The 21,591-nt window shown below is 62.7% G+C and carries 23 protein-coding genes and 1 tRNA gene; 10 read left to right on the top strand and 14 right to left on the bottom strand.

Features of this window, described 5'->3' with window-relative positions; all coding sequences use genetic code 11:
- The first annotated feature begins 444 nt into the window (after nucleotides 1–444).
- The 3 genes from MAAFP003_RS11760 to MAAFP003_RS11770 all read left to right on the top strand — a co-directional run bounded on the left by MAAFP003_RS11760 (nucleotide 445) and on the right by MAAFP003_RS11770 (nucleotide 2,883).
- Nucleotides 445–903, top strand: a complete 459-nt coding sequence (locus MAAFP003_RS11760) for a hypothetical protein (protein WP_096287099.1) — start codon at nucleotides 445–447, stop codon at nucleotides 901–903.
- Nucleotides 904–1,053: 150 nt separating this feature from the next.
- Entirely contained in the window at nucleotides 1,054–2,586 is a 1,533-nt protein-coding gene (locus MAAFP003_RS11765; protein WP_243393880.1) for a toll/interleukin-1 receptor domain-containing protein, read from the top strand.
- A gap of 54 nt (nucleotides 2,587–2,640) precedes the next feature.
- A complete protein-coding gene (locus MAAFP003_RS11770) occupies nucleotides 2,641–2,883 on the top strand; it encodes a hypothetical protein (RefSeq protein ID WP_096287103.1) in 243 nt (80 codons plus the stop codon).
- Between the two features lie 909 nt (nucleotides 2,884–3,792).
- On the opposite strand, the gene MAAFP003_RS11775 is transcribed toward MAAFP003_RS11770, so the two are convergent.
- From MAAFP003_RS11775 to MAAFP003_RS29550, 11 genes are all read right to left on the bottom strand, one after another.
- On the bottom strand, nucleotides 3,793–5,193 hold the full coding sequence (locus tag MAAFP003_RS11775; protein WP_133160842.1) for a DUF3696 domain-containing protein: 1,401 nt from the start codon (nucleotides 5,191–5,193) through the stop codon (nucleotides 3,793–3,795).
- 77 nt (nucleotides 5,194–5,270) lie between these two features.
- Nucleotides 5,271–5,483 carry a hypothetical protein gene (locus MAAFP003_RS11780; RefSeq protein WP_096287107.1) on the bottom strand — a complete coding sequence of 71 codons (213 nt, stop codon included), beginning with the start codon at nucleotides 5,481–5,483 and terminating at the stop codon, nucleotides 5,271–5,273.
- 324 nt (nucleotides 5,484–5,807) lie between these two features.
- Nucleotides 5,808–6,263: a hypothetical protein gene (locus MAAFP003_RS11785; protein WP_096287109.1), complete on the bottom strand. Its 456-nt coding sequence runs from the start codon at nucleotides 6,261–6,263 to the stop codon at nucleotides 5,808–5,810.
- A 21-nt stretch (nucleotides 6,264–6,284) separates the two neighbouring features.
- The gene (locus tag MAAFP003_RS11790) at nucleotides 6,285–7,166 is read right to left on the bottom strand and encodes a major capsid protein (RefSeq protein ID WP_096287111.1); all 882 of its coding nucleotides are present in this window, start codon (nucleotides 7,164–7,166) and stop codon (nucleotides 6,285–6,287) included.
- A gap of 14 nt (nucleotides 7,167–7,180) precedes the next feature.
- The gene (locus tag MAAFP003_RS11795) at nucleotides 7,181–7,567 is read right to left on the bottom strand and encodes a capsid cement protein (RefSeq protein WP_096287113.1); all 387 of its coding nucleotides are present in this window, start codon (nucleotides 7,565–7,567) and stop codon (nucleotides 7,181–7,183) included.
- Between the two features lie 585 nt (nucleotides 7,568–8,152).
- On the bottom strand, nucleotides 8,153–8,572 hold the full coding sequence (locus MAAFP003_RS11800) for a helix-turn-helix domain-containing protein (protein ID WP_243393882.1): 420 nt from the start codon (nucleotides 8,570–8,572) through the stop codon (nucleotides 8,153–8,155).
- Entirely contained in the window at nucleotides 8,545–8,787 is a 243-nt protein-coding gene (locus tag MAAFP003_RS11805) for a hypothetical protein (protein WP_096287117.1), read from the bottom strand. Before MAAFP003_RS11805 ends, MAAFP003_RS11800 begins: the two co-directional genes overlap by 28 nt.
- Nucleotides 8,784–8,969 (bottom strand): hypothetical protein, encoded by a 186-nt coding sequence (locus MAAFP003_RS11810; RefSeq protein ID WP_096287119.1) that lies wholly within the window; start codon nucleotides 8,967–8,969, stop codon nucleotides 8,784–8,786. Before MAAFP003_RS11810 ends, MAAFP003_RS11805 begins: the two co-directional genes overlap by 4 nt.
- Nucleotides 8,966–10,270: an AAA family ATPase gene (locus MAAFP003_RS11815; protein ID WP_165796354.1), complete on the bottom strand. Its 1,305-nt coding sequence runs from the start codon at nucleotides 10,268–10,270 to the stop codon at nucleotides 8,966–8,968. Before MAAFP003_RS11815 ends, MAAFP003_RS11810 begins: the two co-directional genes overlap by 4 nt.
- Nucleotides 10,267–10,626 carry a hypothetical protein gene (locus MAAFP003_RS29150; RefSeq protein ID WP_165796355.1) on the bottom strand — a complete coding sequence of 120 codons (360 nt, stop codon included), beginning with the start codon at nucleotides 10,624–10,626 and terminating at the stop codon, nucleotides 10,267–10,269. The genes MAAFP003_RS11815 and MAAFP003_RS29150 overlap by 4 nt, the downstream gene beginning before the upstream one ends.
- The gene (locus tag MAAFP003_RS29550; protein WP_096287123.1) at nucleotides 10,626–10,862 is read right to left on the bottom strand and encodes a helix-turn-helix transcriptional regulator; all 237 of its coding nucleotides are present in this window, start codon (nucleotides 10,860–10,862) and stop codon (nucleotides 10,626–10,628) included. The genes MAAFP003_RS29150 and MAAFP003_RS29550 overlap by 1 nt, the downstream gene beginning before the upstream one ends.
- Nucleotides 10,863–10,968: 106 nt before the next feature.
- Between MAAFP003_RS29550 and MAAFP003_RS11825 the strand changes: the two genes are divergently transcribed.
- On the top strand, nucleotides 10,969–11,691 hold the full coding sequence (locus MAAFP003_RS11825; RefSeq protein ID WP_133160843.1) for a helix-turn-helix domain-containing protein: 723 nt from the start codon (nucleotides 10,969–10,971) through the stop codon (nucleotides 11,689–11,691).
- The gene (locus MAAFP003_RS11830) at nucleotides 11,678–12,802 is read left to right on the top strand and encodes a tyrosine-type recombinase/integrase (RefSeq protein ID WP_096287127.1); all 1,125 of its coding nucleotides are present in this window, start codon (nucleotides 11,678–11,680) and stop codon (nucleotides 12,800–12,802) included. The genes MAAFP003_RS11825 and MAAFP003_RS11830 overlap by 14 nt, the downstream gene beginning before the upstream one ends.
- A 40-nt stretch (nucleotides 12,803–12,842) precedes the next feature.
- Here the strand turns inward: MAAFP003_RS11830 and MAAFP003_RS11835 are convergent.
- A tRNA-Leu gene (locus MAAFP003_RS11835) sits at nucleotides 12,843–12,916 on the bottom strand.
- A gap of 112 nt (nucleotides 12,917–13,028) precedes the next feature.
- On the opposite strand from MAAFP003_RS11835, the gene MAAFP003_RS11840 reads away from it, so the two are divergent.
- Complete coding sequence (locus MAAFP003_RS11840; RefSeq protein WP_096291076.1) at nucleotides 13,029–13,655, top strand: ANTAR domain-containing response regulator; 627 nt, start codon at nucleotides 13,029–13,031, stop codon at nucleotides 13,653–13,655.
- 96 nt (nucleotides 13,656–13,751) lie between these two features.
- Here the strand turns inward: MAAFP003_RS11840 and MAAFP003_RS11845 are convergent, their stop codons facing one another.
- Together MAAFP003_RS11845 and MAAFP003_RS11850 are read right to left on the bottom strand one after the other, a co-directional pair.
- Complete coding sequence (locus MAAFP003_RS11845; RefSeq protein WP_096287129.1) at nucleotides 13,752–14,954, bottom strand: lipid-transfer protein; 1,203 nt, start codon at nucleotides 14,952–14,954, stop codon at nucleotides 13,752–13,754.
- Complete coding sequence (locus tag MAAFP003_RS11850; RefSeq protein WP_096287131.1) at nucleotides 14,951–15,406, bottom strand: Zn-ribbon domain-containing OB-fold protein; 456 nt, start codon at nucleotides 15,404–15,406, stop codon at nucleotides 14,951–14,953. The genes MAAFP003_RS11845 and MAAFP003_RS11850 overlap by 4 nt, the downstream gene beginning before the upstream one ends.
- A 77-nt stretch (nucleotides 15,407–15,483) precedes the next feature.
- Here MAAFP003_RS11850 and polA point away from each other — a divergent pair, with 77 nt between their 5' ends.
- From polA to coaE, 4 genes are all read left to right on the top strand, one after another.
- Nucleotides 15,484–18,213 (top strand): DNA polymerase I, encoded by a 2,730-nt coding sequence (gene polA, locus MAAFP003_RS11855; RefSeq protein ID WP_096287133.1) that lies wholly within the window; start codon nucleotides 15,484–15,486, stop codon nucleotides 18,211–18,213.
- A gap of 26 nt (nucleotides 18,214–18,239) precedes the next feature.
- Entirely contained in the window at nucleotides 18,240–18,686 is a 447-nt protein-coding gene (locus MAAFP003_RS11860) for a DMT family transporter (RefSeq protein ID WP_096287135.1), read from the top strand.
- A 237-nt stretch (nucleotides 18,687–18,923) separates the two neighbouring features.
- Nucleotides 18,924–20,369, top strand: a complete 1,446-nt coding sequence (gene rpsA, locus MAAFP003_RS11865; protein ID WP_096287137.1) for a 30S ribosomal protein S1 — start codon at nucleotides 18,924–18,926, stop codon at nucleotides 20,367–20,369.
- Nucleotides 20,370–20,375: 6 nt separating this feature from the next.
- On the top strand, nucleotides 20,376–21,590 hold the full coding sequence (coaE, locus tag MAAFP003_RS11870; protein WP_096287139.1) for a dephospho-CoA kinase: 1,215 nt from the start codon (nucleotides 20,376–20,378) through the stop codon (nucleotides 21,588–21,590).
- Nucleotide 21,591 lies beyond the last annotated feature (1 nt).

A 21,591-nucleotide genomic window follows, 5' to 3' on the forward strand; every position in this document is an offset into this window, starting at 1 on the left:
TCCCGAAGTGGTGAGCGGGGTCAGCACAATAACGATGGCAACGAACAGTTTGCTAAAACGCGACACGACGAACTCCATTCCGAGTGAACGGGGCAAAGCGTGCTTACTGTACGTCTGTTGAACAAGCTGAAAACGTGTCGCGAACCAACCGTGTTGTTTTCGGGATTGACGCGTTATTGCGGCGTTGCGCAACCGCGATCTTGGCTCCGGTTGGCTCCGGTCTGCGTGGTGCCCTCGGTGAGATTCGAACTCTATCTCGGCACCAGTTCAGCGGGACAAACAGGTCTCTAGCTGCGAAATGACATCACACTAGGTCACTCAAGTTATCTGTAACTGTGGGCAATGTGTGGGCACGGCGTGGGCAAGACAAGTGAGAGACGATGACTCCGAACCGAACCTACTGCGGAAGAAACTTTTGATGACGATGCTCAACACCCGGAGAATATGACCACCTGGCGTGACTTGACGGATCAGCTGACCGCCGATCAGATCCAGGAGTTGGAACACATGGAAAGCGCGGCCGATTACGACGGCACTCTCGGTCCCGACGAGGAAATGCTGTCGCGTGCACGTAGGTACGCCCGCGACAATCTGATAGCAGGGATGGTCGGTGACGTCGCCCTTCCGTCCGGTGCCACCTGGGCGGACGTATGGCAGGAAGACGATCCGCAGCCGCATCGGGTGATCTTCGGCGCCAGCTCGACGATCTCCGACGGTAAGACGTGCGTATTGACTGACGCGATCCAGTTCGCGGACGGCAAGATCGACAGCGCAGGTAACCCGCCAAGTATCGCCATTAGCTACGCGAACACCGACACAGGTATTCGTCTGGACTCGGCTCGGGCGCGGGAGTTCGCGGCAGTGTTGAGCGAGGCAGCCGACCAGATTGACAGGTGGCAATGATGAACGACGACGCCAGCCTCTCCGCGTGGGTCGGGCAGACGACCGTTTCTGTGCCCACTAGATCTGAAACCTAGGACGACCTATGGCTTTGTAGCCAACCTGTCCATAAGGTCTTGTCGTTGCATAAAGCGAGTCAGAGGGGCGACAAACGTGGCAGCCGAAGAGCCGAGCAAGCACGTGTTCGTTTCATACGTGCACGAAGACTCTGAGCAGGTCGACCAGCTATGTGCGGTGCTTGAAGCGGTGAATATCCCATATTGGCGGGACCGCTCAAAGCTCGGTCCGGGTGATGAATGGAAGGTGAAGATCCGCGAGGCTATACGTTCGGGGTCAATGGCGTTCCTCGCGTGCTTCTCGGATCAGTCCCGGGCCAAAGATAAGTCGTACATGAACGAGGAGCTGATGATCGCGACCGAGGAATGGCGCCTGCGCCCTCCTGGTCGGACTTGGCTGATACCAGTCAGATTCGACGCGGGACCGGTACCGGAGTGGGATCTCGGTGCAGGCAAGACGCTTTCCGACCTCAACTACTCCGACCTGTTCGGCAGCGCGTTGATGCCGAACACGGCACAACTTGTAGACAAGATCAAAGAGGTGATGGGCTTAACGTCCATCCTTGATCCGCGGGTGGTTCAAACCTCTGTGGAAGAGTCGGCTACCTCAGATCGGCCGGCGATTCTTCGCCGCCTGACCAAGGAGATGGTGCGGGATACATCGCGGGATATCGAGCTTGACGATCTGGTCAGCGCCGAGCTAGCCCGAGCTCTCGCTGCCATGCGAGACAGTGCCCGGTTCCCGACGTCGTCACCTGGTGGGTCGAACAGCGAGTTGGCAATCCATGGGGCCGGCCGAGCGAACGATTATTGGCAACTCGTACAACCGTTTTGCTGGTCACTGCAAGTGGCAGCTCGGTATGGCGACCCGAGCGCGCTAAGCCCCTGGTCCACGGGGATGAGAGCGTTGACTGCCGAAGCGTACAAGGTCGCTGGCGGCCATACCCACCTTCTTCACCTGCGGTATGTTCCGGCGCTCGTCACGGTATTCGTGGCTGCGATGTCGGCTGCCGGCCAAAGTAAATGGTCAAACTTTAAGACGTTGGTAGTCGATCCGAAAGTGACGGACCGTAGTCGTAGTTTCGATAATTCAACAAAACTGTCGCTGATTGAAGCCGTAAACCCTTACAAGCCTTTAGATTCCGAACTCATCAGCCAGCTTCTCGTTAACGCATTAGTGATGGGCAAGGGCTTAGCCGATGCGCAGGCGGCCCTCGATCGGCGCGAGGGCATGAACTACCACACGCCTGTTGCGGACTGGCTTCACCGAATACTCAGGCCAATTTTCGACGAGCAGTTTCCGGACGACGAGGAGTACGACGAAGCCTTCGACAGGACTGAGGTCATTCTCGGCGTGGTGGATGGGGACCTGGCCAATGAGCGGTTTAAAGATCAGCCGACGCGGCCGCTAAGTGCCGAGACTATGTGGTTCGGACGAGCTGGATGGCGTTCGAGGCGCGACCGAGATGATCCCGTCCAGGCGCTAGCGGACGAACTAGCCGCGGAGGGTGCTGGTTGGCCCCCGCTTAAGGCGGAGTTGTTTGGCGGATCGGTCGAGCGTGCCAACGAAGCTATCAGCCGGTATCACCAGCTCTTCCTTCAGTACCGGAGTAACTCGCGGTTCTGGTGAACGGGCCTGACGGCGCACCTGGCTGTCACGGTCGGGCTCGACTATCCTTGCCTAGTGCCTTGGCGTGTCGAAATTCAGGTTCCCGTCGCGAACCAATTTCAGATTCAAAAGCAGCTTGGCGCGATCCGCGAGATGAACCCGCTCCATGAGGCCGCTGGCGGAGCGATGCGTACTTTCACCTTGACGGTATCTGACGAAGATGCGGAAGCGGCGATCGGCGAGTACGCGCTTCGGAGGCTCACCGAAGCCGTAGACACGGACGGTCCTGGCACTGTCTTCGGCGTGACTGCCGAATAACCGTCAAGCTGCGTCAATGTCCCGCAGCCCCTAAGTTTGGGCCCCGAAGCCTTGCGCCCGACCTTCGGGGAACGGGCATTTCTGGAGTCCTGTTCGCCGAAGCCTTGAGTCCTTAATCGCCCATTCAACGGGCTTCCGCGATTGTGGATTAACCCATGGGCGAAGCAGCCACTTGCGGAGCCCGCCCCGTTCGCGGCCTTCGTCGTCGAGTGCGACCAGCTTGTACCGCGCGAAGCGACGGCGACGGCGAGCGATCTGTTCGGCTATCCCACTGATTGGCCCACGGATCACACTGAGCGCGGGGCATCAGGCGAAAGATTCGTTGTGAGTGGATGAAGGTTGTGAGAATGGCGCAATTCACGAGACGAATGTATCCCCCCTGCCGCCAACTAACCGATGGGCGGAGAGGGCCGTCCACGGGTATCCCGACTGTACCGAAGCCATCAAGCGCGAAACTCGGTGCTGTCGACTATCTGCACGCCGATGCTTTTTCGCGAGGCCGATCGCGTCTTTAGGTGGAAATCCGCATAATCATTGGAGACGACCTCATGACGATCTGCTTGGACCCCAATTCCTAGCACGACCGCATCATGGTTGTTTTTTGGAACGAGTCGTTTGCATCGCAACCAAACCTCTCGCGGTGGTCGATCGTAGAATACAACGCGTCCAGTACTTAAAAGTGTCGCAATCACTAAAGTCGAAAGGCAGGAGCTAGGTAGCGATCGTGTGTACTCGCAGTACAAATGGCTAGCCAACTCCGCGGATGAGTTTTTTCCGGTGCGATCCAGGGCCAGCACCAGTTGTGAGTCGACAAGGTGTGAAATAATCTCCCGCGCGGACTCAAAAAAGTCGTTTGACGGGTTCAGGGCGTGAACAAATACATTAGCATCTATGACAATCTCGTTCACTCTAGACGCTCGATCGCTTTTTGCGTTGCGATTGCGCTAGCGCCATTTGAAGCGAGTTCTCTAGCTGTTCGCCAAAAAATCCCCGTGGCCATTGCTCTGCATTCACTTCACCCCACTCTCCAATGTCGATACGTCGCAATGAAGACCTGTCGCCATCGCTCTCGGTAAAATAAAGTGCAACTTTATCATTCGAGAGAGTCTGGGCCTCCGCTATCCTGCGGCGTAATCTCGTAAGAATGTGCTCGCTGTGCGTCTCGATAATTACGCGGCGGCCCGATGCGCAAATCTCTACTAGGAAGTCAGTAATGACGTCTTGTTGCGCGGGATTTAAATGTATCTCCGGCTGTTGAGCAATCAGAGTGTGCCCTGCTTTCATGACGCATCCCTGCACCAGAAGCGGCAGCAGTTGAGACAGCCCCACGCCGCAATCAGCCAAGTTAATTTTCACGGACGAGCCTGATTTCTGGACAAATACCTGAAAATACTCGCCCCAGCCTGCGAAACTGAGTTCGCCGAAACCAAGTTTCGTCAACCAGATATTTGTGCGCGCAAGAACGTCAGACGTCTCTATCAGAGACGATTGATATAAAACTTCGGATGCCCATTGACCGTCCCGACCAACATCTACCGGCGGTTCGGCTGATAGCAAATACGATCGGCGTGGCGACGATCGCAGAGGTCCGATATACGAGATATTATGAAGTGTTCGCTTAATATGATCGTTTACGTAGTAATAGACCTCGAACAAGTCGCTACTGGCTCTATACCATCTTTGAACCTTCTCCCAGCGATCCTCGTCTTCGCGCCAGTCGCTCGGTAGTAGAACACCTCCGAAGCCCGAGAATAGAAACCCCTCAGGCATTTCACTTTGAAGCAGCGATCGGAGTCGGCTTACTTCCCGATAAGGTCGGCCGACGTCACTATTGCGTGGAAGCAAAGGCGAAACCACCTTGTATGTGCCGGATGACTGCAAGGTGCGACTGACTACCACTCGGTCTCGATCGTCTAGAATTGCCGATCTGACGAGGTCAGCGCCATGCTCCTCACTGTGGGCAAACGTTACATCTAGCGAACTTGCGTTGGCTCCCTCGCCGCGGGGCCGGTGCCGTGCACCGGACGGCCCAAAATCCAGGTACATCTCAATTTGCCGACTGCTGTCATGGTCAGTGACGACATCCGTGTAGCTACCGAAGTCGATCAGGTCACCGCGGAACAAGAGCGCGGTTCTCGGGTCACGCGCGCCTAGAGTCTGACGAAGTAGAAGCAACGGTGCGTAAGCGGTCGTTTTTCCGACGTTGTTGCGTCCAATGAGGAGCGTCATGGCAGGCAACTCGATTAGGGGGCTTTTCTCGTAGCCGCGAAAGTTCGACCATCTAACTCGCCATGGATGCAGATCGCTCACAGACTGCACAGTATCGGGTAGCTCTGCATCCCAAGACAGTTCGACAAGAGCAGGTTAGACACCTCGGTCCGTCCGGTTCAGCGGAGGTCCGGCCACGTTGATACGTGGCCACGAGCTAGCGGCCCGTCGTGCGCCCAAAATGTTTGCTCGCCGGTCAGCAGATCGTTCAATCTGGCCAGCCGTTCAGTCTTCCGACCCGCCTCAACGATCAAGACCGTCAACTCAGCCTTGTCGCCCTCCTTGGAGAGGTCCTTAACAAGGATTTCACCAGCGGAAACAGGCGCATCCATGGGTCTGCATCGAAATGTATTGGGGCCGTATGTAAAAATCCGCGACCATGGGCGGTCGCTTTCGGATACCCCCCCATCCGGGTGGTGGGCTGATTGGGTGTTTGCTGGACTGGTTGGTGGGGCAAGGGTCGGTGTTTGCGTGGCCGCGCGTGTTCGGTATTTGCGTGGGCCGGTTGTGGCTGTATGTGGTGCCGGCCGGCCCGTCGCACCGTGTGCCCGCTACTCAGTTCCCCAACGAAAGCAAGCGGGTGTCGCTCTGCGACGGGTCGGCCGGTCCTGCCGCGCGGGAAAGGGGTCGCGCGGGAGGTCTTGTCGGACACGGGCCTAGTGGAACCAGTCGGCGCGTTCGGCGAGCTGGTCGCCTTCCATGACGCCGACGCCGTGTCCGATTTCTTCCATCGGGATGAGGTTGTCGGGCATGCTGGCCAGCACGTCGGCCATTCCCTTGTCTGCTCCGATCAGCTGAACCCAGTGTTTCCGGCGCGAGACCGGGATCTTTCCGGCGTGGATTGCCTTTTCGACCTTCTCTTCGATCTCGTGTTGGGCTGCGGCGGCGGCGATGTCCCGGCCGCGTTGTGCATCGGCGCGTAGCTGTACGAGTGACTCGGGGTCGATGGTGGCCAGGCCGGCCCGCTTTGCGGCGGCTACGGGGTCACCACCTGATGCCTTGGCCATGTCTGCCACGGCGGCTTGGACGAGGTCCAGGTCGGTGGTGTCTTCGGGTAGGCCGATCGCCTGCAGCAGCTGAGCGGATTGTGTGTCGTCGAATGTGAGAGGCATTGTTGTGGTGTCCTTTCGGGGTCAGCTACCGGCGAGTCCGGTCAATTTCTTTAGGGCGTATGGTCGGTCGACGGCGAATGCGGGGACGACGTAGGCCTGTACCCACCATGAGCGGGTGCCCTTGTCTCCCCAGATGTCAACGGTCAACGGGAATTCGAAGCCGATGGTGCCGACCTGGCCGCGCTCGCATACGTAGGCGGTGCCTGCTGTCATGCGCGGGTTGGAGAACAGTTCCACGCCCGCGGATTTCAGCATGTCGTCGAGCCCGTCGCCGTAGGCGACCCGCAGGGCGTGCGCCTGATTTGGGTGGACGATGAGCAGGTTGTGCCGAACGCCGAGTTCTTGAAGATCCGAGGCGAGTTGGGCGGCGGACAGGTCCGCGGTCGGTCGGTCGGCGCTGGCGGTGATGCTGTCGAGCGGGCCGACGAAGACCAGGTTCTCCCAGGTGTTTCCGGTGACGGTGTTGCTGGCGTCGATCGCTGCCTCGACCGCTGCGATGCCGGCCACATCGAGTTTGCGACTGATGGTGTTGGCCAGCTGCGTGGTCTGCTGATCCATGTAGGAGACGTTGTTGCGGGTGAGCTGCTCCTGGAAAACCTGGAATTTGCCGCCCCAGTCGGACACAAGGGCCAACTTGGGATCGGGGTCGACGCCCTCTACGACCTTGTATTCGGCTCCGGGGCTTCGCTTTTCCACGTCGGAGGTGTAAAAGTCGCTGGCCTGAACGACGCTGTAGAGGATGCCGCCGCCTTCGACCTGGCCGCCGTAGCCGCGGAACAGCTTGTCGAGGATGATCTGGTCGTCGGTCAGCTTAGCGATTCGGCTGCGGATGATGCTCGGCTGGTTGAGTGTGACGTCGACGGTGAGTTGACGGCCTGAAAGTGTTGGCAAGAGTGTAGGCATGAGCTCAATTCCTTTCAGTAGAGCGAGATCTCGGCGTCGTCGCCCAAGGCGGCGGCGGTGAGGGCGTATCCGACAGCGATGCCAGTCGCTTTGGTGACGGCTTTGGCGTTGGCGCCGACTTCGACTTCGGCGAATGCAGCGATGGCACCGCCGGCCGTGACTTTGACGACGCGGGAGTTACCGCGAGCGATGGTCACCAGCTGTCCCGAGGGGGCGTCGTTGCGGGCCACGCCGCAGACGCGGCCGGCGGCCGTGGCGGGCGCGACCGCGACATTGCCTCCGGGGGGGCGGCTTCCGGTGGTTGCGAGAAATGTTTTCGCCGTGATGGCGGCCGTGGCTTCGCCGCTGATGTCGCGCCCTGGGGCGTAGATCCCTACGTTTGTGGTGATTGTCGTTGACATTGTTGCCTTTCAGATTGTGGTGAGTCGGTGGGTCCGCTGCCTGTGGGCGGCGGCGACGGCTACCGCGCGGTCGCGGTCCCGGCTGTTGATGGTGGAGCGGATCGTGATGGCTTTGGCCGCGACGCCGTAGAGGGCGCCGACGTCTTGCAGCGATTGCAGGCTGCTTACGGCGGGGGGCCGTGGCGCCGAGTAGCGCGAGGCCAGTCAGGACGAGCGGCCAGGTGGTGCCGTCCGGTGCGGTGAAGTTCTGCAGACCCTCAATGGATCTGTCCGGGTAGGCGTACGGGATCAGGGAAGCCAGCGCCGCGGGCACATTGACGAAGTCGCCGAGCAGGGTGTTTCCGCCGTTGATGATTCGCAGATTGTCGACGTAGCCGAGGGCCGGGTCACCGTCGAACCTGTCACCGTCAAATCGCGGGTCGGTGTGCCCGATCTTCAGGACCGGTTTGCGTAAGACCCCGGCGCGGTGCGCGGCCACCGCAGACTCAAGAGCGGCCGGTGTCACGATGAACGGGCCGGTGCTGGCGTCCCAGGAGCCAACGTTGATCAGCTCCACGCCGCGGATGGTCGACACGTCAGGCATAGTCACCGCTCCGCTGCGCGTCGCATGACGGCCTCGGCCGGGTATGCCCACCGTCCGCCGACGCGGTAACCGGAGAGCACACCACGCCTGCGGAGGTCCCGTACGTTGCCCGGTGTGCAGCCCAGGATGCGGGCTGCGGCGGCGGTGTCGATGAGCGCATAGCCAGTATCATCGCCCGAATTCGGTTGCACCCGTGGATTTCTGACGTTTCCACTGACGTTTGGCCGTGAAACGTCAGTGGAAACAACAGTTTTGGCGATTCGATCGGTCACGGCGGCCAATCTTGGAGTCGGACGCGACCCCTGCTTTCCGAGCAGATCGGTCAACAGTTGCAGCGCGCGCAGCACGTAATCCGCGTCGTCGGGCGTGATTAAGGTTCCGGCTACGCGTTCGATCATGTCAGCGCCTGCAGCTTCCGCCATACCCGGTTGGATTCCTCGCGCAGGACCACAACCGGCCGGTGACCGAACTGATGCAGCAACAGCGCGGTCTCGTCGGCAACGTCGCCGGGACTGAGGCCTTCGATCCGCATCGCCGCGTGCAGACTCCGGACCGCGGCCTGGTCGCCCTTCTCGTGTGCGATCAGAAGCTGCGTCGAACGCCACCGCAAATTCAGCAGATCGGCGACGCCCCTCATGGCTGGATCACCCGGCAGAACGCGCAGAGAGGGCTCCCGGACTCGGGCAAATCACGCACACAATTCGCGCAAAGCGGCCTCGGCTCGGGTTCGTCCTCGCCCAGGTCGCCTGGGTCTTCGCCGATCGTGACTTCCAGATAGGCGAACAGTGAATAGTCGTCCTCAGGCGGCAGGTCGGTCATGCGATTTCCTTTCGAGGCTGGCCCGGATCGGGTAGTCGGCATTCTTGGCAGGCGCCGTATCTGATCGATGCGGCTGCGGTTAGCTCGGCCCCACATGCACAGGACTGTGACGGAGTTGTTGAAGTGGTTGAGTCGCCGTTCTTTGTTACGTCCGTTACGTCCGTTACGAGCTGGCCGTTTCGCCTGGTCACTCCGGGTTCGGGTGTCGTGACAGTCGGCGCGGGAGAAGCTTTATCGGTAGTTACGGCGTGATCGGATTCCGCATAGCCCCTGAACAATTGGGGCGTAACGGTCGTAACGGTCGTAACAGCCGTGTACACACCAGTTGCCACTTTGGCGATGCGGCCGTTGTCGGCCAGTCGGTTGAGGTACACGCGCGCTTGATCGCTGGGGATGCCAAGCTTCTCGGCCACATCGGCGGCCGAGGTGTGATTGGCCGGAGCTCTACCTTCGACCACCGCGATGACATCCATCGCCCGCTGCCCCAATCGCTTGCTATCGCGGCGCTTCTGGGCTTCGCTGGCAGCTTCGGACAGCTCGTTGCCACTGAGCGCCCAAGCTCCCTGTGCGACGGTGAACGCATACTCGCCCTCAGGTGCATCGCGTCCCGTGACCTGCAATGTGGCCTCGTCGCTGTTGCGTTGGCGACGCAAGACCAGGATGTAGTCGGCGCTGCCGGCAAGGCCGAGGGTGCCCGAGAGGTCGTCGACGAAGTCATCCGACGATGCCTTGCGAGTGTGGTGGACGCCGAGGAGTGCGGAGCCTGGGAACGCATCGACGACGTTCTTCAGCTCGACGCCTGCCTGGTAATCAGCCAGGTAAGCGTCGTCGGTGCGGCGGCGCTGTTGTCGTGCCCGACCCAACGTGTCGAGAATGATCAAGCCGCCAGTGTGACCAGCGAGCCATTCGCACATCGTTGGAATGAGAAGGCCCGGTTGGACTTTGGTCAGGATATGCAACCGATTCGGTGGGAGTTCAGCGCCCCAAACCGCCCGAATGCGTCCTTGGAGTCGCCGCGGTGAATCTTCTAGCGCAAGTAGCAGAACGTCGCGGGCTTCGACGGGGATCTTGCCGAATGCCCGGCCGCCGGCTGCGACCGCCAACGCGATGTTGAGTGTCCACCAGGACTTCCCGAGCTTCGGAGGACCGGCGACGATACCGAAGCCCTCGATGATCACACCGTGCACGAATTGGACGAGCTCAGGGAAAACCTCGTGGTGCAATTCCGCGGCGGTAATCACCTCGGCCAGTAGGGAATTGTCCGGCTGCGGATCTTCGCTCAGATGACTTTCGGCGCTCACGCTGCCCCCGGTCGGGTTGAGTAGTCGACCGCCAACGCCCTGTGTCCGCGCCGCCAAAGCCCCCGGCAGGTGTCGATGTCGACTATGCCGGGATATCCGAGCGTGGCCAGGTGATTGAGCGCGGCTGCAGCGCCATCGACCTGCGCGTCGGTGATGTTCCTGCCGCAGCGATGGCGATCGAACTCAGGGTCACGAATACAGCTGCATGCGCCAAGCGGCGTCGCCCGCAGCTTCGCTGCATAACGTCGCCTATACTCAGGACCGTTGGTTGATGTGGTGTGGTGGCCACGAAAACTGTCGATCAGGCCCCTCGGGGCCTTTTCTTCGTTTGGTGGTCCGCTTTCCCGGTCGTTCATCAGGCGACACCAACTCCGCGAGGATCGTCGGTGCGCTGCACGGTGTTTGCTTCGAGGTAGGTCCTGACGTCGGACCACCGATAGACGACCTTCCGGCCGACTTTGACGAATCGTGGGCCAGTGCCTCGGTATCGCATCTGTGCTAACCCCGCCTCGGTCGTACCGAGCACCGGAGCCACCTGACCGGGAAGCGCGGTGTCGATCTCAACTGGAATGGACGTCGGTGATGCCTTCATGCCGCCTGCCGTTTCTCTAGCCTCGGAAATTTACGTGTCGTGAGATACGGAATCACATAGGCGCAAGTACTGTCAAGCCACGGGAATATCAGTTATGGTCTGTGTCATGCCAAGAGAGTCGCGATCCTTCGCCGAGGTTGTCGGCCAGAACTGTGAGCGGTTGCGCGCTCAGATCGGCATCACCCAAGACGAGCTGGCGAGGTACGCGCGAGATCTCGGGCTGCGCTGGAAGGCTTCTGCTGTAGGGGATTTCGAGGCTGGACGCTCGGCGCCGAAGTTTGCAACCGTCGTGACGGTGGCCATCGCTCTGCAGTGGGCATTAGAGGATTTGCCGGAAAGTAGGGGCGAGGCTGGGCGCCCGGCTGGTATCAATCTCGCCGACCTCGTCGTCAGCGATGGCTGGGTGATGCTCACCGACACCTTCAAAGTTTCGGGACGATTCCTAGCGGACGCGTGTCGGGGTCACGTCGCCACTCTTGAGACGCTCGGGGTGCCGATCTCCATGCGGTCGCAAGTGAAGACCCAGGGAGTGGTCATCGACGCTGTTGCCGACCTATCGCGGCGTGCTGGATTGACCGAACGCAGGCAAGCGAAGCGACTTGGTGTTGAGCCTGGGGTTCTGGCGGCTCTGTCATTGAGGTTGTGGCAGAAGACTTTTAGTGATGAGCGCGACCGTCGTGCCGGGCCCGATGCGAATCGGCAAAAGCGTGCACAAGTAACGCGCGCGATGCAGGCCGAGTTGGACGAGTTGTTGCCGCGGTTCACTCGGCGCGGGGGAGAACTCGCCAAACTCGCCGAGGCGGAGATCTGGGCCCATGGCGACGATTAGCAAGTACCAGACGACAAGCGGCACAACGCTTTACCGCGTACGTTACCGCACACCTGGCCGCGGCCAAACGGACAAACGGGGCTTCAAAACCAAGCGCGATGCGGAGGCATTCGCGAACAGCGTCGAGGTAACGAAGGCTCGCGGAGAGTATGTGGCGCCGTCGCTCGGTCGGGTCACGGTGGGAGAGTTGGGTTTAGCGTGGCTAGCGCGCAAAGAAGGGCACATGAAGCCCAGTGGCTACCGCTCCTATGAAAACGCGTGGCGCGTCCACGTCGAACCGCGTTGGCGTGCAGCCAAACTCGCCGACATCCGCCACACGGCGGTCCAAGCGTGGATCGCTGAGCTCGCGAAGAAGTTGAGCGCGTCGCGGGTCATCACGGTCTATTCAGTGCTGGCCGGCATCCTCGACGACGCAGCGCGCGATCGGCTGATTGCCGCGAACCCTGCTCGTGGAGTCAAATTGCCACGCCGAACCAAGCGGCCAAATGTCTATCTGACACCTGACCAACTCCACTGCCTGGCAATCGAATCGGGTCGGTATGGGTCGCTGGTGCTGCTACTGGGGACTGTGGGTCTGCGGTGGGGCGAGGCTGCGGCGTTGCGCGTGCGCGACGTCGATTTCCTGCGTCGGCGCGTCGTGCTGCACGAGAACGCGGTGGCGGTCGCCGGCCGCACTCACGTTGGCACGCTCAAGACCGGGCTCAGCCGTACGGTGGCGCTGCCACAGTTCGTCCTCGATGAGTTGGCCGCCACCTGTGGGGGCAAGGAGCGCGAGGACCTGATCTGGCCGGCGGCCGATGGCGGTTACCTAGCGCCCCCGACGAGCAAGTCGTGGCTTGCCGGCGCGGTCGCGCGTTGTCAGAAGGTGGACAAGACTTTTCCGAGGATCACTGCCCACGCGCTTCGTCACACCGCAGCTTCGCTCGCGGTGTCGGCGGGGGCGAACGTGAAGGGGGTTCAGCGGATGCTCGGACATGCGTCGGCCGCCATGACCCTTGATGTCTACGCGGATTTGTTCGACGACGACTTCACTGCAGTTGCCGACAAGTTATCTGAAACTGTGGGCAAAATGTGGGCACGAGGGGGTGATGCAGGAATCCAGCAAACATGAAAACATAGCCCTACCAGCCACGTTCTGTGTCAAGTTAAGGTGCCCTCGGTGAGATTCGAACTCACACTGGACGGGTTTTGAATCCGTTTCCTCTGCCAGTTGGGATACGAGGGCTCTACTTGGTGTTTACCTTTTGCGGCCTCCCACCATAGAGGATCGGTGCCGTCATCCGCTCTCACCGCCCCCGATGTCGCTGGTTGTCGCGATCCACGAGAGAATGTCTGTCATGACAGGCCCCACGACCGACACCGACGCCGCTGTGCCGCGCCGGGTCCTGATCGCGGAAGACGAAGCGCTGATCCGTATGGACTTGGCCGAGATGCTGCGAGAGGAGGGCTACGACATCGTCGGCGAGGCCGGCGACGGCCAGGAAGCCGTCGAGCTGGCCGAGCTCCATAAGCCCGACCTCGTGATCATGGATGTGAAGATGCCGCGCCGTGACGGCATCGACGCCGCGTCCGAGATAGCCAGCAAACGCATCGCGCCGATCGTGGTGCTGACCGCGTTCAGCCAGCGCGACCTCGTCGAACGGGCACGCGATGCCGGGGCGATGGCGTACCTGGTGAAGCCGTTCACGATCAGCGACCTGATCCCGGCCATCGAGCTGGCCGTCAGTCGCTTCGGCGAGATCACCGAGCTGGAACGCGAAGTCGCGACGCTGTCGGATCGGCTGGAGACACGCAAGGTCGTCGAGCGCGCCAAGGGCCTGCTGCAGTCCAAGCAGGGGATGACCGAGCCCGAGGCGTTCAAGTGGATTCAGCGGGCCGCCATGGATCGGCGGACCACGATGAAGCGGGTGGCCGAGGTCGTGCTGGAAACCCTCGGCGGCGAGTCCGACGAGGCCCTGGGCTAGCCGCTCGAGGCCCCTTCGCCCCATCGAGTGTGCGGTGGCGGTGCCGAGTGTGAACTAGGGGCGGCCTGAGTGCACACTCGACGGGACGAGAAGCAGCTAACGGGCCACGATCACCGATGAACCGTGGCCGAACAGGCCCTGATTCGCGGTGACGCCGACCGTGGCGTTCTCCACCTGCCGGCCGGTGGCCTGGCCACGCAGCTGCCAGGTCAGCTCGCAGACCTGGGCGATCGCCTGAGCCGGGATGGCCTCACCGAAACAGGCCAGCCCGCCGGACGGGTTGACCGGCACCCGACCGCCGATGGCGGTGGCGCCACTGCGCAGCAGCTGCTCGGCCTCACCCTTGGGGCACAGCCCCAGGTGCTCGTACCAGTCGAGTTCCAGCGCGGTGGACAGGTCGTAGACCTCGGCCAGGCTCACGTCCTCGGGCCCGATGCCCGCTTCGGCGTAGGCCGCGTCGAGAATCTGATCCTTGAACACCCGCTCGGGTCCGGGCACCACGGCGGTGGAATCCGTTGCGATGTCCGGCAATTCGGGCAGATGCTGCGGGTACTGCGGTGTCACCGTGCTGACCGCGCGCACCGAGGGAACACCGTCGAGCGAGCCGAGGTGCTTGCGCGCGAAGTCCGCGCTCGCCACGATCAGCGCGGCGGCACCGTCGGAGGTGGCGCAGATGTCGAGCTGACGGAGCGGGTCGGAGACCACCGGACTGGCCAGCACGTCCTCGACCGAAGATTCCTTGCGGTAGCGGGCATTCGGGTTTTGCAGGCCGTGCTGCGAGTTCTTGACCTTCACCTGGGCGAAGTCCTCAGACGTCGCCCCGTACAGGTCCATCCGCCGGCGCGCGAGCAGCGCGAAGTACACCGGGTTCATCGCACCGATCAGGTGGAACCGCTGCCAGTCGGGGTCGTTCTTGCGTTCGCCGCCGACCGGCGCGAACGCCCCCTTCGGCGTGGTGTCGGCGCCGATCACCAGCGCGACGTCGCAGAACCCGGCCAGGATGTGGGCCCGTGCGCTCTGCAGCGCCTGCGAACCGCTGGCGCAGGCGGCATAGCTCGAGCTGACCGGCACGCCGTTCCAGCCGAGCTTCTGCGCGAATGTCGACCCGGCGATGAAGCCCGGGTAACCGTTGCGGATGGTGTCGGCGCCGGCGACCAGCTGGATCTGCCGCCAGTCCAGCCCCGCTTCGGCCAGCGCGGCGCGCGCGGCGACGACGCCGTACTCGGTGAAGTCGCGACCCCATTTGCCCCAGGGGTGCATCCCCGCGCCGAGGATGTACAGCGGTTCGGGCGTACTCATGAGGCCACCTTCCAGGCGTGCACGATGCGCTCGACACCGTCGTCGTCGGTGAACAGCGGCATGGTCGTCAGTTCCATCTGCATGCCGACCTTCAGGTCGGCGGCCAGCGTGCCCTCGACCACCTTGCCCAGCACGATGATTCCCTCGTCGGCCAGCTCCACCGCGGCGATCGCGAACGGCTCGAAGGGGTCCGCGGCGGGGTACGGCGCGGGCGGCGGATACCGGTTTTCGGTGTAGCTCCACAGCGTTCCGCGGGTCGACAACGCGACGGGCTCCAGCGTGTCGCTGGCGCAGGCCGGGTTGGGGCAGTTGTTCTCCCGCGGCGGGAAGACATACGTTCCGCATGCTGGGCACTTGCTGCCGATCAGATGGGGATGGGCGGCCCCGTCGGGAGTCGAGTCGGTGGCGAACCACCCGTCGATCGCGGGTTGTGTACTGGTGACCTCTGGCACTCGGCCAGACTACCCAGCTCAAACACAAAACTGAAACGTGTTGCAGTTCTGCGGGGGCGGGTGACTCGTCACAGCGGATGCCTAGAGTGAGAGCCGTGCCCGTCGCGACCACAATTCCCAGCCAGGAACAGACCAAGCCGACACTGATGTTGCTGGACGGCAATTCGCTGGCTTTCCGGGCCTTCTACGCGCTACCCGCGGAGAATTTCAAGACCCGCGGCGGCCTGACCACCAACGCGGTCTACGGCTTCACCGCCATGCTGATCAACTTGCTGCGCGACGAGGCGCCGACGCACATCGCCGCGGCGTTCGACGTCTCGCGTCAGACGTTCCGGCTGGAGCGCTACCCGGAGTACAAGGCCGGCCGGTCGGAGACGCCCGACGAGTTCCGCGGCCAGATCGACATCACCAAGGAAGTGCTGGGCGCGCTGGGCATCACGGTGCTCGCCGAGCCGGGCTTCGAAGCCGACGACCTGATCGCGACGCTGGCCACCCAGGCGGAGAACGAGGGCTACCGGGTCCTGGTGGTCACCGGCGACCGTGACTCCCTGCAACTGGTCAGCGACGACGTGACGGTGCTCTATCCGCGCAAGGGCGTGAGCGAACTCACCCGCTTCACACCGGACGCGGTCGTCGAGAAGTACGGGCTGACGCCTGCCCAGTACCCCGACTTCGCCGCGCTGCGTGGCGATCCCAGCGACAACCTGCCCGGCATCCCGGGCGTGGGGGAGAAGACCGCGTCCAAGTGGATCGTCGAGTACGGGTCGCTGCAGGGTCTGGTCGACAACGTCGACTCGGTGCGAGGCAAGGTCGGCGACGCGCTGCGGGCGCACTTGGCCAACGTCATCCGCAACCGCGAGCTCACCGACCTCGTTAAAGACGTGCCGCTGGCGCAAACCCCGGACACGCTGCGGATGCTGCCATGGGATCGCGACCAGATCCACCGGCTCTTCGACGACCTCGAGTTCCGGGTGCTGCGCGACCGGCTGTTCGAAACGCTGGCCTCGGTGGACCCCGAAGTCGACGAGGGATTCGACGTGCGCGGCGGCGCGCTCGAACCCGGTCAGCTGGCCGTGTGGCTGGCCGAACACAGCTCCGGCAAGCGGTTCGGCCTGGCCGTCGTCGGCACCCACCTGGCCTACGACGCCGACGCCACCGCGCTGGCGATCGTGTCCGCCGATGGCGAGGGTCGCTACATCGACACCTCGACGCTGGATCCCGACGACGAAGCGGCACTGGCGTCCTGGCTCGCCGATCCCGGCCCGCCCAAGGCCCTGCACGAAGCCAAGCTGGCGATGCACGACCTCGCCGGGCGGGGCTGGACGCTGGCCGGCGTGACCTCCGACACCGCGCTGGCGGCCTACCTGGTGCGGCCCGGGCAGCGCAGCTTCTCCCTCGACGATCTGTCGCTGCGCTATCTGCGCCGCGAACTGCGCGCTGAAACGGCTGAGCAGCAACAGCTTTCGCTTCTCGACGATTCCGACGGCGTGGACGACCAGGCGGTGCAGACGCTGATCCTGCGCGCCGTGGCGGTGCTGGATCTGGCCGATGCGCTGGACGAAGAGCTGGCCCGGATCAACTCCACCGCGCTGCTCGAGGGCATGGAGCTGCCGGTGCAACGCGTGCTGGCCGGGCTCGAGCACGTCGGCATCGCGGTGGATCTACCGAAACTGTCCGAGCTGCAAAGCGATTTCGCGCACCAGATCCGCGACGCGGCCGAAGCGGCCTACGAGGTGATCGGCAAGCAGATCAACCTGGGCTCGCCAAAACAGTTGCAGACGGTGCTCTTCGACGAACTGGGCATGCCGAAGACCAAGCGCACCAAGACCGGCTACACCACCGACGCGGACGCCCTGCAGTCGCTGTTCGACAAGACGGGCCATCCGTTCCTGCAGCATCTGCTGGCCCACCGGGACGCCACCCGGCTCAAGGTCACCGTCGACGGGTTGCTGAATTCGGTGGCCTCCGACGGGCGCATCCACACCACGTTCAACCAGACCATCGCCGCGACGGGCCGGTTGTCGTCGACCGAGCCGAATCTGCAGAACATTCCGATCCGCACCGAGGCGGGCCGGCGCATCCGCGACGCGTTCGTGGTGGGCGATAGCTATGCCGAGCTGATGACCGCCGACTACAGCCAGATCGAGATGCGGATCATGGCGCATCTGTCGCAGGACGCGGGCCTGATCGAGGCGTTCAACACCGGCGAAGACCTGCACTCGTTCGTCGCTTCTCGGGCCTTCGGGGTGCCGATCGAGGAGGTGACGCCCGAGCTGCGCCGCCGGGTCAAGGCGATGTCTTACGGGTTGGCCTACGGATTGAGCGCCTACGGGTTGGCCGCCCAGCTCAAGATCTCGACAGAAGAAGCCAAAGACCAGATGGACCAGTACTTTGCCCGGTTCGGCGGCATCCGCGACTACCTGCGCGACGTCGTCGAACAGGCCCGCAAGGACGGCTACACCTCCACGGTGTTCGGCCGCCGGCGCTACCTGCCCGAACTGGACAGCAGCAACCGCAACGTGCGCGAGGCCGCCGAACGGGCGGCACTCAACGCGCCGATCCAGGGCAGCGCGGCCGACATCATCAAGGTGGCGATGATCGAGGTCGACAAGGCGATCAAAGAGGCCGGGCTGAAATCCCGGATGTTGTTGCAAGTACACGACGAATTGCTGTTCGAAATCGCGCCCGGCGAGCGGGAACAGGTCGAGAAGCTGGCGCGCGACAAGATGGGCTCCGCCTACTCGCTGGACGTCCCGCTCGAGGTTTCCGTCGGCTACGGCCGCTCCTGGGACGCCGCCGCGCACTAGAAGCGCTCACCAGAAGAAGGAGTGGCATGAACGCCGCCTGGATCATCCCGTTCATCATCCTGGGTGGTGCGCTTCAGACCTGCGGTGCCGCCATGAACGGCCAGCTCTACAAGCACATGATCAACCCGTGGCTCGCGTCGGCGATCTCGTTCGCGGTCATTACCGTTTTCTTCGTCGCCGCGTTCCTGTTGATGCCGAAACCGCTGCCCACCGCCCGGGACATCGCGTCGATGCCGTGGTGGGCTGTGATCGGTGGCCTGGTCGGAGCGGTTCAGGTCTATGCCGGCCTGACGCTGGTCAACCGGGTCGGCGCCGGCACCTTCATGGCCTTCACCGTCACGTCAGCGCTCATCATGTCGCTGCTTCTCGACCATTTCGGCTGGTTACGGCTGGATCATCATCCGATCACGCTGCCGCGGGCCATGGGCGGACTGCTGATGGTGGGCGGAGTGGTGCTGATCGCCAAGTTCTGACCAGGCGACTGGCGCAGCCGTCCCGACCGCAGGCCCGGCGAGTTTTCGGGACCTGCACGATGACAACAATCGACGTCAAATTCGGGGTTGCGCGAAGGGTGCCGCGGGCCGAATATTAGGCGTGGCTGACGTGGCGCGCCGGTCGAGTTTGTCCAGCGTGTGCCCTGTCGAGTAGCCTTATCAGTTAAATCCCAGTTTTATCCCTACGACCCAACCTGTCCGGAGCACCCCAACAATATGCCGAGTCCCGCCGTCACCTCGCCGCAAGTAGCCGTCAACGACATTGGCTCGAGCGAGGACTTTCTCGCCGCAATAGACAAAACGATCAAGTACTTCAACGATGGCGACATCGTCGAAGGCACGATCGTCAAAGTGGACCGGGACGAGGTGCTCCTCGATATCGGCTACAAGACCGAAGGGGTCATCCCCGCCCGCGAACTGTCCATCAAGCACGATGTCGACCCCAACGAGGTCGTTACCGTGGGCGATGAGGTAGAGGCCCTTGTTCTCACCAAGGAGGACAAAGAAGGCCGTCTGATCCTGTCCAAGAAGCGCGCGCAGTACGAGCGCGCCTGGGGCACCATCGAAGCGCTCAAGGAAAAGGACGAGGCCGTCAAGGGCACCGTCATCGAGGTCGTCAAGGGCGGCCTGATCCTCGACATCGGCCTGCGCGGCTTCCTGCCCGCCTCGCTGGTCGAGATGCGCCGGGTGCGCGATCTGCAGCCGTACATCGGCAAGGAGATCGAAGCCAAGATCATCGAGCTGGACAAGAACCGCAACAACGTGGTGCTGAGCCGCCGTGCCTGGCTGGAGCAGACCCAGTCCGAGGTGCGCAGCGAGTTCCTCAACCAGCTGCAGAAGGGCACCATCCGCAAGGGTGTGGTCTCGTCGATCGTCAACTTCGGCGCGTTCGTCGATCTCGGCGGTGTCGACGGCCTGGTGCACGTCTCCGAATTGTCTTGGAAGCACATCGATCATCCGTCCGAGGTCGTGCAGGTCGGCGACGAGGTCACCGTCGAGGTGCTCGACGTCGACATGGACCGCGAGCGGGTTTCGTTGTCGCTCAAGGCGACTCAGGAAGACCCGTGGCGCCACTTCGCCCGCACCCATGCCATCGGGCAGATCGTTCCTGGCAAGGTGACCAAGCTGGTGCCGTTCGGCGCGTTCGTGCGTGTCGAGGAGGGCATCGAAGGTCTGGTGCACATCTCGGAGCTGGCCGAGCGTCACGTCGAGGTGCCCGACCAGGTGGTCGCAGTCGGCGACGACGCGATGGTCAAGGTCATCGACATCGACCTGGAGCGCCGCCGAATTTCGTTGTCGCTCAAGCAGGCCAACGAGGACTACACCGACGAGTTCGACCCCGCCAAGTACGGCATGGCCGACAGCTACGACGAGCAGGGCAACTACATCTTCCCCGAGGGCTTCGACTCCGAAACCAACGAGTGGATAGAAGGCTTCGACACTCAGCGCAACGAGTGGGAGGCCCGCTACGCCGAGGCCGAGCGCCGGCACAAGATGCACACCGCGCAGATGGAGAAGTTCGCCGCTGCCGAAGCAGCCGGGCACGCCGACAGCGATCACGCGCCGGGCAACGGTGCGTCCTCGCCGAAGGAGGCGGGCGGCTCGCTCGCCAGCGACGCTCAGCTGGCCGCGCTGCGCGAAAAACTCGCCGGCAACGCCTAACTCTCGATGCTGCGCATCGGGTTGACCGGTGGCATCGGCGCCGGGAAATCGGCGCTGTCCGCCACGTTCGCGGAATGCGGTGGGATCATCGTCGACGGCGACGTCATCTCCCGGGAGGTTGTCCAGCCAGGCACCCCGGGGTTGGCGTCGCTCGTCGAGGCGTTTGGTGAGGACATCCTGCAGCCGGACGGATCGTTGGATCGTCCGGCCTTGGCCGCCAAGGCTTTTGCCGACGACGAGGCTCGCCAGAAGCTGAATTCGATCGTTCATCCGCTGGTGGGCAAGCGGCGCGAGGAGATCATCGCCTCGGTGCCGGAGGACTCGGTCGTCGTCGAGGACATTCCGCTGCTGGTGGAATCCGGTATGGCGCCGCTGTTTCCGTTGGTGATCATCGTGCACGCCGACGTGGAACTACGGGTGCGCCGACTGGTCGAGCAGCGCGGCATGTCCGAGGACGACGCCCGTGCCCGGATCGCAGCTCAGGCCAACGACGAGCAGCGTGAGGCCGTCGCCGACATCTGGCTCGATAACTCCGGCAGTCAAGAGGATTTGGTCAAGCGGGCCCATGAGGTGTGGAACGACCGAATTGTGCCGTTCGCGCACAATCTGGCCGAGCGGCGGTTCGTGCGCGCACCGGCACGCGTGGTGCCGGCCGATCCGACCTGGCCGGACCAGGCGCGCCGCATCGTCAACCGGCTGTCGGTGTCGTGCGGCCAGAAGGCGTTGCGCGTCGACCACATCGGATCGACCGCGGTGCCCGAGTTCGACGCCAAAGACGTGATCGACATCCAGATCACCGTTGAATCACTCGCGGTGGCAGATGAACTCACCGAGGTCTTGCTCGCGGCTGGCTACCCGCGCATCGAGCATATCGAGCAGGACGACGTCAAGGCCGACGCGCGCAGCACGGTCAGCGATTACGACCACAGCGACGATCCGACATTGTGGCGCAAGCGCATTCATGCTTCGGCCGATCCCGGACGCCCCACCAATGTGCACATCAGGGTGGCCGGCTGGCCCAATCAGCAGTTCGCATTGTTATTCGTCGACTGGCTGGCCGCCAACCCCGGGGAACGGGCTACCTACCTGGCCGTCAAACACGCGGCTGAAAAGCCCGCCGACGGCGACACGGCGATCTACGTCGAGGCCAAGGAACCATGGTTTGCCGACGCCTACCGCCGGGCCTGGGAGTGGGCGGATTTCACCGGCTGGCGGCCTTAGC

The organism is Mycobacterium ahvazicum, assembly GCF_900176255.2.
Taxonomy (GTDB): Bacteria; Actinomycetota; Actinomycetes; order Mycobacteriales; family Mycobacteriaceae; genus Mycobacterium; species Mycobacterium ahvazicum.